This window comes from Nonomuraea sp. NPDC049624 (assembly GCF_040675255.1).
Classification (GTDB): domain Bacteria; phylum Actinomycetota; class Actinomycetes; order Streptosporangiales; family Streptosporangiaceae; genus Nonomuraea.
Map to the genome: position 1 here is coordinate 499067 of NZ_JBFAOR010000001.1, position 15547 is coordinate 514613.

The 15547-nt window shown below is 69.8% G+C and carries 14 protein-coding genes; 9 read left to right on the top strand and 5 right to left on the bottom strand.

What is annotated here, in order from left to right:
* Positions 1-36: 36 nt before the first annotated feature.
* From AB0J76_RS02695 to AB0J76_RS02705, 3 genes are all read left to right on the top strand, one after another.
* Positions 37-666, top strand: a complete 630-nt coding sequence (locus AB0J76_RS02695) for a pentapeptide repeat-containing protein (RefSeq protein ID WP_352319208.1) — start codon at positions 37-39, stop codon at positions 664-666.
* Positions 667-732: 66 nt separating this feature from the next.
* Positions 733-1401, top strand: a complete 669-nt coding sequence (locus AB0J76_RS02700) for an HNH endonuclease family protein (protein ID WP_352319169.1) — start codon at positions 733-735, stop codon at positions 1399-1401.
* Between the two features lie 141 nt (positions 1402-1542).
* Positions 1543-1902, top strand: coding sequence for a hypothetical protein (locus AB0J76_RS02705; RefSeq protein WP_352319171.1), 360 nt, complete (start codon positions 1543-1545; stop codon positions 1900-1902).
* A gap of 306 nt (positions 1903-2208) precedes the next feature.
* Here the strand turns inward: AB0J76_RS02705 and AB0J76_RS02710 are convergent, their stop codons facing one another.
* The 4 genes from AB0J76_RS02710 to AB0J76_RS02725 form a co-directional block, all read right to left on the bottom strand.
* Positions 2209-2826 (bottom strand): hypothetical protein, encoded by a 618-nt coding sequence (locus AB0J76_RS02710; RefSeq protein ID WP_352319173.1) that lies wholly within the window; start codon positions 2824-2826, stop codon positions 2209-2211.
* Between the two features lie 95 nt (positions 2827-2921).
* Complete coding sequence (locus tag AB0J76_RS02715) at positions 2922-3914, bottom strand: carbohydrate kinase (protein WP_352319175.1); 993 nt, start codon at positions 3912-3914, stop codon at positions 2922-2924.
* Positions 3915-3992: 78 nt separating this feature from the next.
* Positions 3993-4913 (bottom strand): hypothetical protein, encoded by a 921-nt coding sequence (locus AB0J76_RS02720; protein WP_352319177.1) that lies wholly within the window; start codon positions 4911-4913, stop codon positions 3993-3995.
* Positions 4914-4987: 74 nt separating this feature from the next.
* Positions 4988-6013: a LacI family DNA-binding transcriptional regulator gene (locus AB0J76_RS02725; protein ID WP_352319179.1), complete on the bottom strand. Its 1026-nt coding sequence runs from the start codon at positions 6011-6013 to the stop codon at positions 4988-4990.
* 92 nt (positions 6014-6105) lie between these two features.
* Here AB0J76_RS02725 and AB0J76_RS02730 point away from each other — a divergent pair, with 92 nt between their 5' ends.
* From AB0J76_RS02730 to AB0J76_RS02755, 6 genes are read left to right on the top strand one after another with little or no spacing between them, the layout of a single operon-like run.
* On the top strand, positions 6106-7830 hold the full coding sequence (locus AB0J76_RS02730) for an ABC transporter substrate-binding protein (protein WP_352319181.1): 1725 nt from the start codon (positions 6106-6108) through the stop codon (positions 7828-7830).
* Between the two features lie 25 nt (positions 7831-7855).
* Positions 7856-8797: an ABC transporter permease gene (locus AB0J76_RS02735; RefSeq protein ID WP_352319183.1), complete on the top strand. Its 942-nt coding sequence runs from the start codon at positions 7856-7858 to the stop codon at positions 8795-8797.
* On the top strand, positions 8794-10668 hold the full coding sequence (locus AB0J76_RS02740; RefSeq protein ID WP_352319185.1) for a dipeptide/oligopeptide/nickel ABC transporter permease/ATP-binding protein: 1875 nt from the start codon (positions 8794-8796) through the stop codon (positions 10666-10668). Before AB0J76_RS02735 ends, AB0J76_RS02740 begins: the two co-directional genes overlap by 4 nt.
* Entirely contained in the window at positions 10665-11693 is a 1029-nt protein-coding gene (locus tag AB0J76_RS02745) for an ABC transporter ATP-binding protein (protein ID WP_352319187.1), read from the top strand. Before AB0J76_RS02740 ends, AB0J76_RS02745 begins: the two co-directional genes overlap by 4 nt.
* The gene (locus AB0J76_RS02750; protein WP_352319189.1) at positions 11690-12832 is read left to right on the top strand and encodes a serine hydrolase domain-containing protein; all 1143 of its coding nucleotides are present in this window, start codon (positions 11690-11692) and stop codon (positions 12830-12832) included. The genes AB0J76_RS02745 and AB0J76_RS02750 overlap by 4 nt, the downstream gene beginning before the upstream one ends.
* A 31-nt stretch (positions 12833-12863) precedes the next feature.
* Positions 12864-13820 (top strand): alpha/beta hydrolase, encoded by a 957-nt coding sequence (locus AB0J76_RS02755; RefSeq protein ID WP_352319190.1) that lies wholly within the window; start codon positions 12864-12866, stop codon positions 13818-13820.
* Positions 13821-14749: 929 nt separating this feature from the next.
* Here AB0J76_RS02755 and AB0J76_RS02760 read toward each other — a convergent pair.
* A complete protein-coding gene (locus tag AB0J76_RS02760; protein WP_352319192.1) occupies positions 14750-15538 on the bottom strand; it encodes a type II secretion system F family protein in 789 nt (262 codons plus the stop codon).
* Between the last annotated feature and the right edge of the window lie 9 nt (positions 15539-15547).

Sequence of the window (15547 nt, forward strand, 5' to 3'; positions counted from 1 at the left end):
CGCCGCGCCGACCGCAACCCACGCCACTGGCCCGACATCCGACTCGACCTCACCGGAGCCGTCCTCATCCACTTCGATCTCAGCACCTGCCGCCTGGACAACGCCGTGTTCGATGAGGCGACCTTCACCGGCGCCGCCCTGTTCGGCAAGGCGACCTTCACCGGCAACGCCCTGTTCGGCGAGGCGACCTTCACCTGCACGGCCTGGTTCTATAAGGCGAGCTTCTCCAGTGACGCCCGGTTCGACGGGACGACCTTCACCGGCGACGCCCTGTTCGGCGAGGCGACCTTCTCAGGCGACACCTTGTTCGACGGGGCATCCGGGCCGGAGATGGCGTTTTTTGACCGGCGTACGCGTCGCACCGGCGACCGAGGGCGTGGAGCGGGAGTGGCCTCCGTGCTGGCGGGCGGAGGGAACCGCGAACGGGTGGCAGACGCTGCGCCTGGCGGCGGCGGGAGACGGCGGCGATCAGACGACGGACGGCGAGGCGTTATAAGCGCCGATATCGAGCACCACGACCTTGGGAAACGCGCTGCCGATCGTTATCGAGCCCGACTTATCCCATCGTTCGAGCCGAAACCAGCCTGCACCTCGCATCGCCCTCGGGGCTCACCCTCGCCGAGGAACTCTCGTCAAGCAAGGGGGCTCTTACCGCTACGGCAGTGACTTCTTCACCTCCTAAAACTACTTTCTGTATGTAGTCGATTACAGATAGTTAAGTTCTGGAGGGTCATGCGTCTCCCCCTGCGCCACGCGGTACTCGCGCTGGCACTACTGGCCACCTCTCTCGCCGGCGCTGGGCCCGCCCAGGCGAAGGCGACCCACCACGCCGTGCCCCCGCCCCTGCTGCGCGCGGCCGTCGCCGATCTGACCGTCGCCGCCGAGAACCGGGAAGGTTACAAGCGCACCTCGTTCAAGCACTGGGTCGACGCCGACGGGGACGGCTGCTCGGCTCGCTACGAGGTGCTGATCGCCGAGGCCATCGACGCCCCCGAAGTCGGCCCGAGGTGCGCCCTTGTCGGGGGTGTCTGGTATTCGTACTACGACGATCAAATCGTGGCAGACGCGGGCAAACTGGACGTTGATCATCTCGTTCCGCTGGCCGAAGCCTGGGATTCGGGCGCCTCGACATGGGATGCGGCCCAGCGCGAGGCCTACGCCAACTACCTCGACGCCCCCGAGCACCTGGTCGCCGTCACCGCCCGCTCCAACCGCCAGAAAGCCGACAAGGACCCCGCCGACTGGCTGCCGATCGAGGCCGTCCGCTGCCGCTACATCGCCGAGTGGACCGCGGTCAAACGCCGGTGGAGCCTGACCGTCGACGAGCGGGAGAAGCAGGAGCTGGCCTCCATCGCCGCCCAGTGCCCGAACGCGCCGCTGCCCACACCGCCTGCCCGCTGACTCCCGTCAGGTCCCGCTGCCTCACCACTGTCTGCACGCCCTCCCCGGCCGCTGCTCACACCTGCGCCCGGGGCCGGCCGCCCGCTCCGCCCCCTGGAGGGGCTGCACGTCTTCCCTCATGACCTGAGGAGGTCAACCGCCATGAACATCATCCGCCGTACTCTGGCCACCGTCGCACCCTTGACCGGCGCCCTGGCCCTCGCTCTGGCCGCCGGTATCGCACAGCCGGCCACCGCGGCCGCCCCGGCCGCAGCCGACTTCGCCTGCCCGCCCGTGCTGGGCATCTGCGCCTACGACGTGGACGACAACCTCAGGGTGCTCTACGACGATGAAGCCGATATCGTCCCGCCCATCGTCCGGGCGGCCAACTACAGCGGCGACTCCTGGTGCTTCTACAACTGGTTCGGTTACGGCGGCGACCGCCGAGAGCTGGCCCCGGGACAGGTCGCCGACGACTTCGGCTTCGTCGTCCGCTCCGCTCGACGTGGACCGTGTGACTGACTGTGTGAGTGACTGACACGGCGCCCGAAGGCCCTCCGCTCGCCTCGCGCGGCGTCGCGTGTTCTGGAGGGCCTGGACGCTGCCCGCGCCGCCGACAGAGGGCACTCGCCTGGCCACGGTCACCGATGAGGCGCTCGCCGTGACGCGGGGCCGGCGCAAGTGCGGCCAGTCGGTCTCTCAGATCGCCCGCGAGCTCGGCGTCGGGCGGTCGAGGCTGTGCCGGGCGCTGAACGGGTCCAGCCGAGGTACGGGCAAAACCGGCCATGAGTCGATCTTGACGCCCGTCTCCGCAGGCAGGTAGGGCGGTCAGCGGTCAACCGTGATCAATTTGAGGGCGTCCTCCTTGCCCTTGTCGGAGGGCAAGCTGTATCGGCGGGTGGTCTTCAGGCGGGCGTGGCCAAGGATCTCGGTGACCAGGACCAGGTCGGTTCTGCCGCGGAACAGCGTGGTGGCGAGCGTGTGCCAAGGGCGGTCAGCCGTCCGCCCTTGCCGTACAGGCGCAGCCGGCCATTGCGGGCCGACATCTGGATGTCGTCGACATCGAGGCGCACGACCTCGCTGATGCGGGCGTAGGCAGCGGATGCGGGCGCGCTCCTCCAGGGCACGCGGTGCGTTCTTGGGCAGGTCCTCGCGAGCGACGTCGGCCTTGCCCAAGCCTCGGCGGACGTGGAAGTCGTCCAGCGCGGTGAGGGCGGAGTTGACGTAGACGCGGCTACGCCTGGCCGGGCCGTCGCGCAGCAGCCACATCCGGTAGTCGCGCACCGCCCAGTCCCGCGCCTGCCGATCGGCGAGAGGATCTGCGGAATGGCTGGCGGCGTGATCGGCCAGCCAGGACAGGAACATGCGCACCCGGGAGCGGTAGGTGCGCCGGGTCTCATCCGACAGCGGCGCGCGCTCCAGCGCCGCGGCGTACTCGCCGAACACGGTGCCGTAGAGGGGCGAGAGCCGGGTGGGGCGCGCGCCCGGACGGCGCTTCGTAATCTCCCCCGATGGGCATGGCCTCGTCCTGCTGATCGAGGTCACGGCGCCGTGGTGTCGAGGCCGGGAGCGGTCCTGTCGGGGCATGCGGTCTGAGAGGCGTGTGCGGCGGCGGAAAGCTCCCAGCGGTGCGGGGGTTGTGCGCCTTCCCGGGTGGTGGCGAGTGCGCCAGCGAGCACTGCGCGGGTGAGGAGGCGCCGCAGCGCTTCGGGGTGGTCGGGGATGTGGGCGCGTGGGCGCCGCCCAGCCTCGGTGCGGACGAGCCCGTCCAGGAGCGCCGCCTGGAAGGCATCGCCGGCGCCGACGGTGTCGACGACCTCGACCGAGGGTGCCGGCACCGACACCTGCGCAAGGGCCGTGTAAGCGGTCGCTCCGGCGGCGCCGCGGGTGAGAACGACCAGCCGGGGACCGAGGGACCGAAGCCGTCGGGCACTGTCTTGCGGGTCATGTTCCGGCCACAGCCAGCGCAGGTCTTCATCACTGGCCTTGACCACATCGGCCACCGCGACGAAACGTTCGAGCGCCGACCGGTAGGCGCGGTGGTCTGGTTGCACGGCCGGGCGCACGTTGAGGTCGATGCTCACCGTGCAGCCTTGCCGGTGGACTTGTATGCACAGGTTGAGAACATTTTGGGCTCCGGGTTCAACGGCCACTGCGAGCGAGCCGGTGTGCAGAAGGATGACGTCCTGGCTCAGCGTCGGCGTTTCGGGAGCCCAGTGAGGGACGAACTCATACGTTGCGGAGCCAGTGTCGGCATCGAGGTAGGCCAGAGCGACCGTTGATCTCCGGGACGCCTCGGCAATCCGAACGACGTCGAGGCCGGTGTCCGCCAGATAGGACTTGATCATCTGGCCGGGCGGGTCGTCGCCCCAGCAGGTGAGGAGGCTGACGGGGCATCCCAGACGCCGTAGCCCGAGGGCCACATTGGCCGGGCTGCCCCCGGGAGAGATGCGCAGCGTGTCCGTACCGGCTCGCCACAACAGGTCCACCAGTGTTTCGCCCACCACGACAATAGGTGCGGTGGAGATCGTCATATGGCCGTCCTTAGGGTCAGGCTCTGATCGCGTCGGCTCCGGTGCTCTCACGGAGTGATCGGATCTCGCAGGCCAGGGTCACAGCGCGGGTTCGAGGCCGCCGACGGTGTAGCGCACGGGCATGGGGTCGCCGAGTTCGCCGGCGAAGCGCCCGTCGCGTTCCTCGACGAAACCGATGAGGTTCCAGGCGCCGTCGGTGTCCTGTACCAGGCGGGTGGCGTAGAGGTTGGAGACCGGGACGGGTCGTGCCCGAGAGAGATCCCACGGGCCGGTGACCGAGCGGCCGGGCACCGCCCAGATCTGCTCGGGCTCTGTCCGCTGGGTGAGGTTGCTGCAGAACAGCAGGAGCGGCTGGCCGTCGACGACGGCGCTCTGGGGGACTTCGAGGTGGCCGAACCCGGCGGGTTCGGTCAGGGGAGGTCGGACCTCCCAATGCAGGAGGTCGGGTGACCAGGCGTGTCCGATGACCCCTCGGCCGCCGGCCGGTCCTTGCCTGGCGTGGGCGGTGATGAGCATGTGCCAGCCGTCGCCGGTGGGGTCGGCGAACACCCACGGGTCGCGCCAGGCCTCGCCCGGCCAGTCGGTGGAGTCGGCGTGCTCGTACCAGGTGGGGTCGGGCTCGACCAGGGGTTTGTCGCCAAAGCGGTGCCAGGTGTGCAGGTCGTCGGAGGTGGCCAGGCCGATGCGCTGGACGAGGCGGCCGGCGGCATGGCCGACTCCGGTGTAGAACATGTACCAGCCGTCCGGGCCGCGCACGACGCTGCCGGTCCAGGTTGCGAGGCCGTCCCATGCTGGGCCGTCGGCCGGGACGAGCGCGTCGGCCCGCAACTCCCAGGAGCACAGGTCGCTGGAGACGGCATGTCCGATGGAGGCGCGCTTGTGGCGGCGCTCAGGATCCAGCAGCGCGCGGGAGGCGCGGAGGAAGAAGGCGTGGAAGCGGCCTTCGTCGTCGCGTGTGTACCAGCTGTCCCACACCCAGGCGTCGGGCAAGCGCAGCATTCGTCACTCTCCAAGGCTAAATCGATTGAGCAACAGGGGGGCGAACACCGGTCGGTTCGACCGGCACCACGAGATCAGGCGGTGGGCGCCGCTATAGAGCCTCGCTCGCGCAGTGGCATCGGCACCCATCGAGTTCCGGGGCCGGCGTCCTCGTCGAGCAGGAGTTCGGCCGCGAGGCGGCCCATGTCCTCGTGGGGCAGTGCGGCGGTGGTCAGGCCGGGGCGCATCCATGCGGCCATGGGTTCATCGTCGAAGGACACGATCGAGATGTCGCCGGGGACGGTGCAGCGTGCCTCGGCGGCGGCCTGGTAGGCGCCGAAGGCGAGCCGGTCATTCATGCAGATGACCCCGGAGGGCCGGTTGGGGCGGCGCAGCAGGGCGCGCATGCCGGCGTATCCGCTCTCGACCTCCCAGTCGGCCGTCTGCTCACCCGTCGAGAGCCGAAGGCGCTGCCCGGTAAGCGCCCGGCGGATGCCTCGCAGGCGCAGCCCCGCGGCGAGCGCTCTGTGCGGTCCCCGCTCGACCGACTCGGTCCGGCCGAGCACGGCGATGCGCCTGTGCCCGTGAGCGATGAGTGCGGCGGCGACGGCGTATCCCGCGTCCTCCTCACCGGGCAGGACGGACGGGAGCCGGTGTGCGCTGGTGGCGTTGAGCAGCACCGTCCGGACCGACAGCAGCGGCGGCGGGACGGCGAGGTGGCGGCTGTACATGGCGGCGTAGATGACGCCGTCGACCTGGCGGTGCAGCATCGCGTCGATCACGTCGCGCTCGAGGTCCGGGTCGCCCTGCGTTTCGGCGATCAGCAGGACGTGGTCGCGTTCGCGGGCGGCGTCGAGCGCCCCGCGGATCATGCCGCCGGCGAACCGGGTGGTGGCGACCGTGTCGGAGATGAGCGCGATGGTCGCGGTCTTGTGGGTGCGCAGGCTGCGCGCCGCCACGTTGGGGCGGTAGCCGAGCTCGCTCGCCGCGGCGAGCACCCGCCGCCGGGCGTCCTCCGACAGCCGGGTCCCCTCGCGCCCGTTGAGCACCCGGGAAGCCGCCGTCGTGGACAGGCCAGCGCGCCGAGCCACGTCGGCCAGCGTCACTCTGCGTTGAGACATGCTCTCCTCCCCGGGGACACGGGCTCCGTCGTCTGATCATCGTAGGGGGGCTTGACACGGCGCATACCGGGACGCATCCTTTGCTAAATCGTTTGCGCAACGATAACACGTCCGACGGTGTCGTCGGCAGCACGGAAAAGTCGCTGGTAGACGCCCTAACTGGCGCTCTGGCCGGCTGTCACAACGCCTCGATCCAACCCTGCAGTGCCTACTTCGATCTGGAGATGAACGTGTCCGGCCTCCTATCCCACGGCTGGTCGCCGCCCCGGTGGCCGCGCCTGAGCGCCGCCATCGCCACCGCGGCCGTCACCGCGCTCGCCGCCACCGCCTGCGGGACGGGCGGTGCGAAGAGCAGCGGCGGACAGGTGAGCGACCAGTTCACCTTCGGCTTTCCTGCGTCGCCGCCGAGCCTGAACCCGGGGATCGGCGATCCCTCGTACTCGGCCTTCTACCAGTGGGCGTACGACCCCTTGGTCGTCATGAAGCCAGACGGCACGTTCGGGCCGGGGCTCGCGGTCAAATGGGGCTACTCCGGCAAGGGCAACCGTGTCTACGAGCTGACCTTGCGCGAAGGGCTCAAGTTCAGCGACGGCACCGCCCTGGACGCCCAGGCTGTGAAGACCTACCTGGACTATGCGCGCGGCCAGAAAATCGGGTCGCCGGCGCAGTTGCTGGTGAGCGTCTCCGAGGTCGAGGTCACAGGGCCCCTGACGGTGCGGCTGAACCTGAGAAAGTCCGACCCGAACCTGACCTTCGCCTTCGCGCAGGCGTTCGGCGGTGGGGACATCGCCAGCCCGAAGGCGGTGGCCGATCCCGCGACCCTGGACAAGGGAACGGCGGGGGCCGGCCCGTACATGCTGCAGGCATCGCAGACCGTCGTGGGAGACCACTACACGTTCGTGCCGAATCCGCATTACTGGGACAAGAGTCGGCAGCGCTGGAAGTCGGTCACGATCCGCGTGATTCCCAACCCCTCGTCGATGATCCAGGCGATGCGGGCCGGGCAGGTACAGGCCGCGCTGGGGGATCCGACGACGCTGCAGGCGGCGCGCGGCGCCGGGCTCACCGTCTCGGCCCCGCCGCAGGCGCTGACCGGGCTCAACCTGGTCGACCGGGCGGGGGAGCTGGCCAAGCCGCTCGGCGATGTGCGGGTCCGGCAGGCGCTGAACCACGCGGTCGACCGCGCTGCCATCGCCAAGGCCCTCTACGGCGATCAGAAGCTGACGATCAGCCAGTACGCCCTGCCGGGGCAGGCCGCCTACGATCCGTCGCTGAACTCTGCCTACGCCTACGACCCGGGCCGTGCCAAGCAGCTGCTCGCCCAAGCGGGCTACCCCGACGGGTTCACGTTGCCGGTCCTGGACACCTCGCTGTCCGGGATGGACAAGATGATGCAGGCGGTGGCGGGCCAGCTGGCCAAGGTAGGAGTCAAGCTCCAGATCACGACGAAGGCGGTGGCCAACGACTACTTCGTCGCGATGCAGTCGGGGAAGTTCCCCGCGGCGGCCATCGGGTACGGTTTGGCCAACATGGCGTCGCTGTACGTCGGATTCGTCAACCCGCAGGGCCCGTTCAACCCGCTCCACACGGTCGACCCGAAGCTGGAGGCCTTGTACGGGCAGTACTTCGCGGCCGGCGAGCAGGACGGCGCGGCCATCCAGAAGCAGATCAACGCCTACCTGGTGGATCAGGCCTGGAGCCTGCCGGTGGTGGGTGCACCGCTGAGCTACTACCTGGTCAAGGGCCTCACCGGGCTCGATGCGACCACCGCCAATGCCGGTGTGCCATGGCTGACCGAACTCCGGCCGGCCGGCTGAGGCAGCGCACCCGAGCACGGAGACAATGATGCTGAAACTCATCCTGCGCCGGCTGGCGTGGTCGATACCGCTGGTGCTGGTGGCGTCCGTGGTGTCGTTCGCCCTGGTGGCGTTGCTGCCGGGTGACGCCGCCCGTTCATTGCTGGGCCCCAACGCCACGGCGGACCAGTTGGAGGCCGCACGCCAGGAACTCGGGCTGGACCGGCCGCTGTGGGTCCAGTACTGGAACTGGTTGTCGGGGGCGTTGCACGGAGACCTGGGCAGCTCGCTGATCAACCGGCAGCCGGTCGCCGGGCAGCTCGGCGACCGGCTCGGGCCCTCTCTCTCGCTGATCATCGGCGCCGTGCTCGTCGCCACGGCCGTGGGTGTGCTGATGGGTGTGCGGGCGGCACGCCGGGGTGCGGTGGGCCGTCTCGTGCAGGCCGGTTCCATCATCGGCCTGGCGCTGCCCGACTTCTGGCTGGGACTGGTCCTGGTCGTGGTGTTCGCGGTCAAGCTCGCGGCCTTCCCGCCCACCGGATACATCCCGCTGGGCCAAGATCCCGCAGGCTGGCTGAACTCGCTGGTCCTTCCGGTCATCACGCTGGCGGTGCCGGCCACCGCCACTATCGCCCGGCAGGCACGCGACGCCGTCTCGGCGGCCCTGGACCAGACCTACGTCCGCACGCTGCGGGCGGCCGGCGTGCCGGAGCTGTCGGTGGTCTACCGGCACGCGCTGAAGAACGCCGCGGTCCCGGTGCTGACCGTCATCGGGATGGTGTTCGTCGGCGCGCTCGGCGGAACCGTCGCGGTGGAGTTCATCTTCGCCATCCCCGGGCTCGGCAGCACCGCTGTGCAGGCGACCTCCGCCCACGACCTGCCGCTCATCCAAGGAGTGGTCGTGTACTTCACCCTCATCGTCGTCGCGGTGAACCTGCTTGTCGACGTGGCCTACGGCTACCTCAACCCCCGGGCGCGGCTGTCATGAGAACCTCGATTACCGCACTGCGCCGCAGACCGCTGGGGGCCATCGCGGCCGCCTACCTCGTCCTGCTGATCGCAGCCGGTCTGCTCGCCCCGGCCCTCGCGCCGCATCCGCCCCAGGCACAGGACCTGGCCGACGTGCTCGCCGGGCCTTCGGCCGGTCATCTGCTCGGCACCGACACACTCGGCCGCGACGTGCTCAGCCGGCTGCTGTACGGGATCACCCCGTCGCTGGTCAACGTGGTGATCGCGCTGGTGGTGTTCCTCGCGCTCGGCCTGCCCCTGGGGATCACGGCCGGTTACCGGGGCGGCTTGATCGACGCGGCGGTCAGCCGGGCCACCGAACTGGCCCTCGGCATCCCCTCGATCATCCTGGTGCTGGTGGTCCTCGCCGTTTTCTCCTCCAGTCCGACGGCGGCGATGGTGACCCTCGGCGTGCTGGGAGCCCCCATGCTCACGCGTGTCGTGCGTGGCGCGACCCTCCTGGTCCGCGACGAGCTGTTCGTCATCGCCGCACGGGTCGCCGGTGTCCGTCCCTGGCGGATCATGACCGGTCACATCCTGCGGCGCGTGCTCGGTCCCGTGCTGGTGCAGGGATCGGTGTTCGCGGGAGTGGCGCTTGCGTTCCAGGCCGCGTTGGCCTTCCTCGGCGTCACCGCCGCCGGCAACCGGCCCAGCTGGGGCCAAATGATCAGCGAGGCTTCGTCGGTCATCACCACCAGCTCATGGCTGCTCGTTCCGCCCGGGGTGGCGCTGGCACTGACCGTGCTCGCCTTCGGCGTGCTCGGTGACACGATCCGCGACATCTCATCCGGCGAGCGGCTGTCGGCCCGGCGCCGACGCACCGGCGCGGAACCGGCCACGACTCAACCCGCTACCACAACCGACACCAGCGATGCTCTGTTGAAGGTCCAGAACCTGGCGATCAGCGCTGACGGCGGGCCGCTGCTCGTCAGCGACGCGAGCTTCACCGTCCGAGCGGGTGAGACCGTCGCCGTCGTGGGCGAATCCGGCTGCGGCAAGACGATGACCGCACTGGCGGTCCTCGGCCTGCTCCCCAGCGGAGTCCAGATCACCTCAGGGCACGTGGAATTCGCCAGCATGGACCTGGTCGCCGGCGGACCGAAGGCCTACCGCGCCGTACGGGGCTCGGGCATCGCCTACATCGCGCAGGACGCGCTGGGCAGCCTCGACCCCACCCACACCATCGGCAGCCACCTCATCGAGGTCATCCGCTGTCGCGATGAGCTGTCCCGGCGGGACGCCCGCGCCCGCGCGATCGAGCTGCTGCACCAGGTCAAGCTCACCGACACCGACCGGGTCCTGGCCGCCTATCCGCATCAGATCTCCGGCGGCATGGCCCAGCGCGTCAACATCGCCCTCGCGCTCGCCGGACGGCCGCAGCTGGTGATCGCCGACGAGCCGACCACGGCACTCGACGTCACCGTCCAAGCCGGGATCCTGCAACTGCTGCGGGAACTGCGACACGAGACCGGGATGGCGATCCTGCTCATCACCCACGACTGGGGCGTCGTGGCGGACATCGCCGACCGCGCTGTCGTCATGTACGCCGGCGAGGTCGTGGAGAAGGCCGACGTTGAGGCGCTGTTCCGCGCGCCGCGCTTCCCTTACAGCGCCGCCCTACTGGCCGCCGACCCCAGCAATGCCGCCGAAGGGGCTCGTCTGCCCACCCTGCCCGGGCGTGTACCACCGCCCGGCTTCTGGCCGGCGGGTTGCCGGTTCGCCGGACGTTGCGCCCACACCACCGATGCCTGCACGACGGCGCCCATCCCCCTGGTCCAGGTGGGGGCTGATGCGGCGACCCGGTGCAGCCGCGTGGACGAGCTCGTCCAGGAAGGAGCACTACCGCAGTGACCGACACTCCCGCGCTCGCGGTCCGCAACCTCGCCGTCGGCTTCCGGCGCCGGCGCCGTGACCCGATGTTCTGGGCCTTGGACGACGTCACCCTCATCGTCCCGCAGGGAAGGACCATGGGCCTGGTCGGCGAGTCCGGCTCGGGAAAGTCCACCCTCGCCAAAGCCGTTCTCGGCCTCGCGCCCATCGCCTCAGGCGCCGTGCAACTGCTCGATCAAGACATCACCCGCCTGCGGCCGGCCCAGCGACGCAAGCTCGGCAGCACGCTCCAGGCGGTGTTCCAGGACCCGAACAGCTCACTCAACCCCTCCTACACCATCGGCCGGTCCCTCGCAGAGCCACTGCGAGCACAGGGAACGCACTCTCGCCACGACATCACCGGCCGCACCACCGCCATGCTCAAGGACGTCGGCATGGAGCCCAGTGCCGCGTCACGGTTCCCACGCGACTTCTCCGGCGGCCAACGCCAGAGGATCTCGATCGCCCGCGCCCTGATGACCGCGCCCCGCCTGGTCATCTGCGACGAAGCCGTCAGCGCACTGGACCTCTCGGTCCAGGCACAGATCCTCAACCTGCTCGCCGACCTGCAAGACCAGCACGGGCTGAGCTACCTGTTCATCTCCCACGACATGTCGGTCGTCCGGCACCTGTGCCACGATCTCACCGTTCTGTACCGCGGCCAGGTCATGGAAGCAGGCCCCACCCACCTGGTCGCCCGCTCCCCGGCCCACCCCTACACCCGGGCGCTCCTGCTCGCCGCACCAGTCGCCGACCCCACTACGCAACGCCGACGCCGCCCCGCTGCAACGGTCCCCGAGAACTCCACCGGCGCCCAGGGCGGCTGCCCGTTCGCGCCTCGCTGCCCCTTCGCGACAGACCGCTGCCGACAGACCCGACCCGAAACCCGTCACCTCGACGACGGGCGGACCGTCGCCTGCCACCACTACCCCCAATGGCAACATGACGCGCCCGACCACGGGGCCGCGCCGCTGACCACGACCTCCAATGGAACGGAGACATCTTGAGCCCGCGCCCGCAAGGCCTCGTGACCCCCGGATTCGAACCGGTCGCCGAAGCCTTCTCCGACAACTTCGACCAACGCGGCGACACCGCCGCATCATGCGTCGTCTACATCGCAGGGCGACCGGTCATCGACATCTGGGCCGGACGGAGCGGACGCGGCGCCTGGACACCCGACACCCGCAGTGTGGTGTTCTCCGTCAGCAAGGGCGTCACCACCATCTGCGTCCTCATGGCCGCCGAACAAGGCCTGATCGATCTCGACGCCCCCGTGGCCAAGTACTGGCCGGAGTACGTCCAGAACGGCAAAGAGGGCACCACCGTCCGGCACCTGCTCGCCCACCAGGCCGGACTCGTCGCCCCCGACCAGGACCTGACGGCCGAGGATCTGCAGTCCTGGCATCCCGTGGCCGAGACCCTCGCCCGCCAAGCGCCCGCCTGGCCCCCCGGCACCGCATTCGCCTACCACGCACTCACCTTCGGCTGGCTCGTCGGCGAAGTCATGCGCCGCGCCACCGGCCACAGCGTCGGCGACTGGTTGCGCGACCACGTCACCGAACCACTCGGTCTTGCCATGACCTTCGGAGCCGACCCGGCCGCGGCCGACTTCTCCCCGATGCTCCAACCGCTCCCCATCACCGACCCCGCCGCCGCCAAGGCGATCGCCGCAGTGCTCGCGGACCCGACGGCGGTCCGCGCCATGAGCCTCGGCGGCGTCTTCAACGCCGGCGACATGCCCGCCTCCGCCAGCACGCCCGAGTTCCTCGCCCCGGAACTCCCCGCCGCGAACCTAGTCACCAACGCCCGCAGCCTCGCCCGCCTGTATGCCGCCACCATCGGCGACATCGATGGCATCCGCCTCCTTAGGCCCGCCACCATCCACGACGCCCGCGCCGTCCGCTCCCAAGGCCAGCCTCGTATCGGCCTCGACGAAGGCAACCGATGGGGAACCGGCTTCATGCTCCACTCGACACGGCGCGGCATGGCCGGGCCCGGCAGCTTCGGCCACGACGGCCTCGGCGGCCAGCTCGCCTTCGCCCACCCCGAATCCCAGACGGCCTTCGCCTACCAGACCATCCGCCCCGGCGGAATCCCCGACGACCGCGCCGAAGCCCTCTGCCGCGCACTGCGCGCCTGCCTGTAAAGCTGCACTCCAACCCTAAGGAGACGACACCATGCCGCTCGACCCGTTCCTCGAACCCCTGCTGGCCTCCCTACCGCCCTCACCGGAGGAAATCGACGACTTCGCCGCCTTCCGCGCCCAAGACCAAGCAGGCAGCGAAGCGCTCGTATCCCAGCTGATGGAGCCGGCCCCGCCCGTGAGATCACGTCAGGCCGTCACCATCCCTGTCAACCAAGGGACCATCGACCTGCACATCTTCACACCCATCGCCGCCGGCCCTCACCCCGCGCACATCTACCTGCACGGCGGCGGATGGATCGGCGGATCGATCAACAACAGCGCCATCGACATCTTCTGCGCCGAACGCGCAGCCGGAGCTGGATGCGTCGTCATCGCGGTGAATTACCGCAAGGCGCCCGAAAACCCCTTCCCAACCGGACTCAACGACTGCTACGCGGCCCTGCTTTGGACGGTCGAACACGCCGACGAACTCGGCATCCGACCCGACCTCATCACCATTGGCGGCGGCTCCGCCGGCGCCAATCTCGCCGCCGCGGTCGCACTCAAAGCCCGCAACGAGAACGGTCCGGCGCTCGCACTGCAACTCCTCGAAGTACCGGCCCTGGACCTCACCTTCAGCCTGCCCTCCCATCAGCGACTCGCCACCGGATACGGACTCACACTCGCCACCGCCACGATGTGCGCCCGGTACTACCTCGGCGGGCAAGACCCGACGAACCCGTACGTCTCTCCCCTGCTCGCGGCAGACCTGTCCGGCCTGCCAGCCGCCTACATCATGTCCGCCGAATACGACCCCGTGCGCGACGACGGCGAACGCTACGCCGAACGGCTCAACGAAGCTGGAGTCCCCGCAACCTTCTCCCTCCAAAAAGGGCACATCCACATGTCGTCGGCCTTCACCAAAGCCATGGCCTCCGCCCGCGCCTGGCGCAACGAAGTCCTCACCGTCCTACGGCGCACACACCAGCAGGCGACCGCAGCCGGCTGAGCGCGTCAGCGACCGGGCTTCCCTGGACGTACCGCACCGGCGCCGCAGGCCATCCGCACTGGACACATTGGATTCGCGTCCGCGGCGCGGAGTTCGGCGCACTGGCCACCGGACCGGGCACGGGTCGGGGCGTGCTGGCCTGTCCTAACCGGCGATGCCCTGGGCGGCGCCGAGCGACGATGAGGGGCGGTGGCGGTAGTAGTGCGGCGCGCGGGTCGATCTTCAACGTCGAGGCGAGGTCGTTCGTAGTCGGTGGACACCTGGGTCTGCGCGTCGAACCGCGACGCCAGCGCCTCGGTCTGGACTGCGCCGGGCACACCGGGGTTGTGACCTGCGACCACATAGACCCCCTCGGCGGCGGTGATCGTCTCACCCCGGTGGGCCTTCACGGTGATCTGACGGCGATGCTGGGGTCTACTTGCCAGACGTGAAAGAAGAGATCATCATCCTCTGACCTGCTAAAAGGGTTCTCCAACCCTAGATAACGGAGGTGCCGACTGCGTATTCGGCTGTGGACATGCCGCGCTCTCGGTTCGCGACAGCGCAGGTGATCCACTTGCCGGGGTACCAGCGTGAGCTCTGCCCGGTGGGATCGCCGGGAGGTGCGGGGACGGTCGAGGAAGCGTGGGTGGCTGCCGTCTCGACGTCGGAGGAGTCGTCGGCTTCGGGGGGCGGCGTGGTGGTGGCCGGCTCGGTGCAGGCGGTGGGCCAGGATGACGTGGCGTACGCGTGAGCTGGAGTGGGGCTGGGGGTGCCTGGCATGGTGGCGGGACCTTGCATCGTGCCTCCAGGTGGTCGGAGCCGGGTCTTGTCCGGCGGGAGTCCAAGGTTCGCCGAGAAGGCACAGCCGCCGTCAGGCCGAATGGCGTTCTGGGGATTGTCGGCGAGTCGGCCCCCAGCCTGTGGACAAGTCCGCCGCCAAGGGGACGTCACGGCAGGACGATCGTGGAAGCGAGGCCGGCGATCACCGGGATGATGCCGAGGAGGACGAAAGCCGGCAGGAAGCACAGGCCCAGCGGGGCGACCGCCTTCACGCCCACGGTCCGGGCGGCGGCGAGTGAGGCGGCTCTGGCAGTGTCTCGGGCGTCATCGGCCAGCCGGGTCAGGACGTCCGCCAGCGGGGCGCCGGTCTGCGCGGCCCGGCTCATGGCTCTCGACAGCTGGCTCAGGGCCGGGTCCTTCGCCAGGGTCGCCCAGGTCGGCTCGGGGTCGGCGCCCAACCGGAGTTGGCTGCCCACCCATGCCAGACGCTGACCGAGGGGGCCGCCGATCGTGGTCGCGGCCAGGTCGGTGGCGGCGGTCACCGGTTGTCCGGCGAGAAGGCAGGCGGTCATCAGGTCGGCGGCGAAGGGGAGGTCGGCGGTGATCTGCTCGCGTTCCTGGCGGGACCGCGGAGGTTCCTTCCTGTGCAGGATCAGGGCGGTCACCGGGGTCAGCAGAAGGGCCACCGCGATTCCTGGGAGGCCGCCGATCAGGAGGGCCGTGATCACGCCGGTGACGGCGGCGGTGGTGACGGTTCTGCGGCTCGGGCGGCGGTGGTGGGGATCCTTCTTGTCGAGCCAGTCGGGCTGGGCGGGGACGTCCGGCGGAGAGGTGGCGGGGCTCGACGGCGGGCCGGGCGCGGGCAGGAGGCGGCTGAGGCGGTCCGCCGGGACGCGTGGGGCTGACCACAACCAGGTCGCGAGGGCTGCGCAGAGGGCGGACAACAAAGGGAGCATCGGACGAAA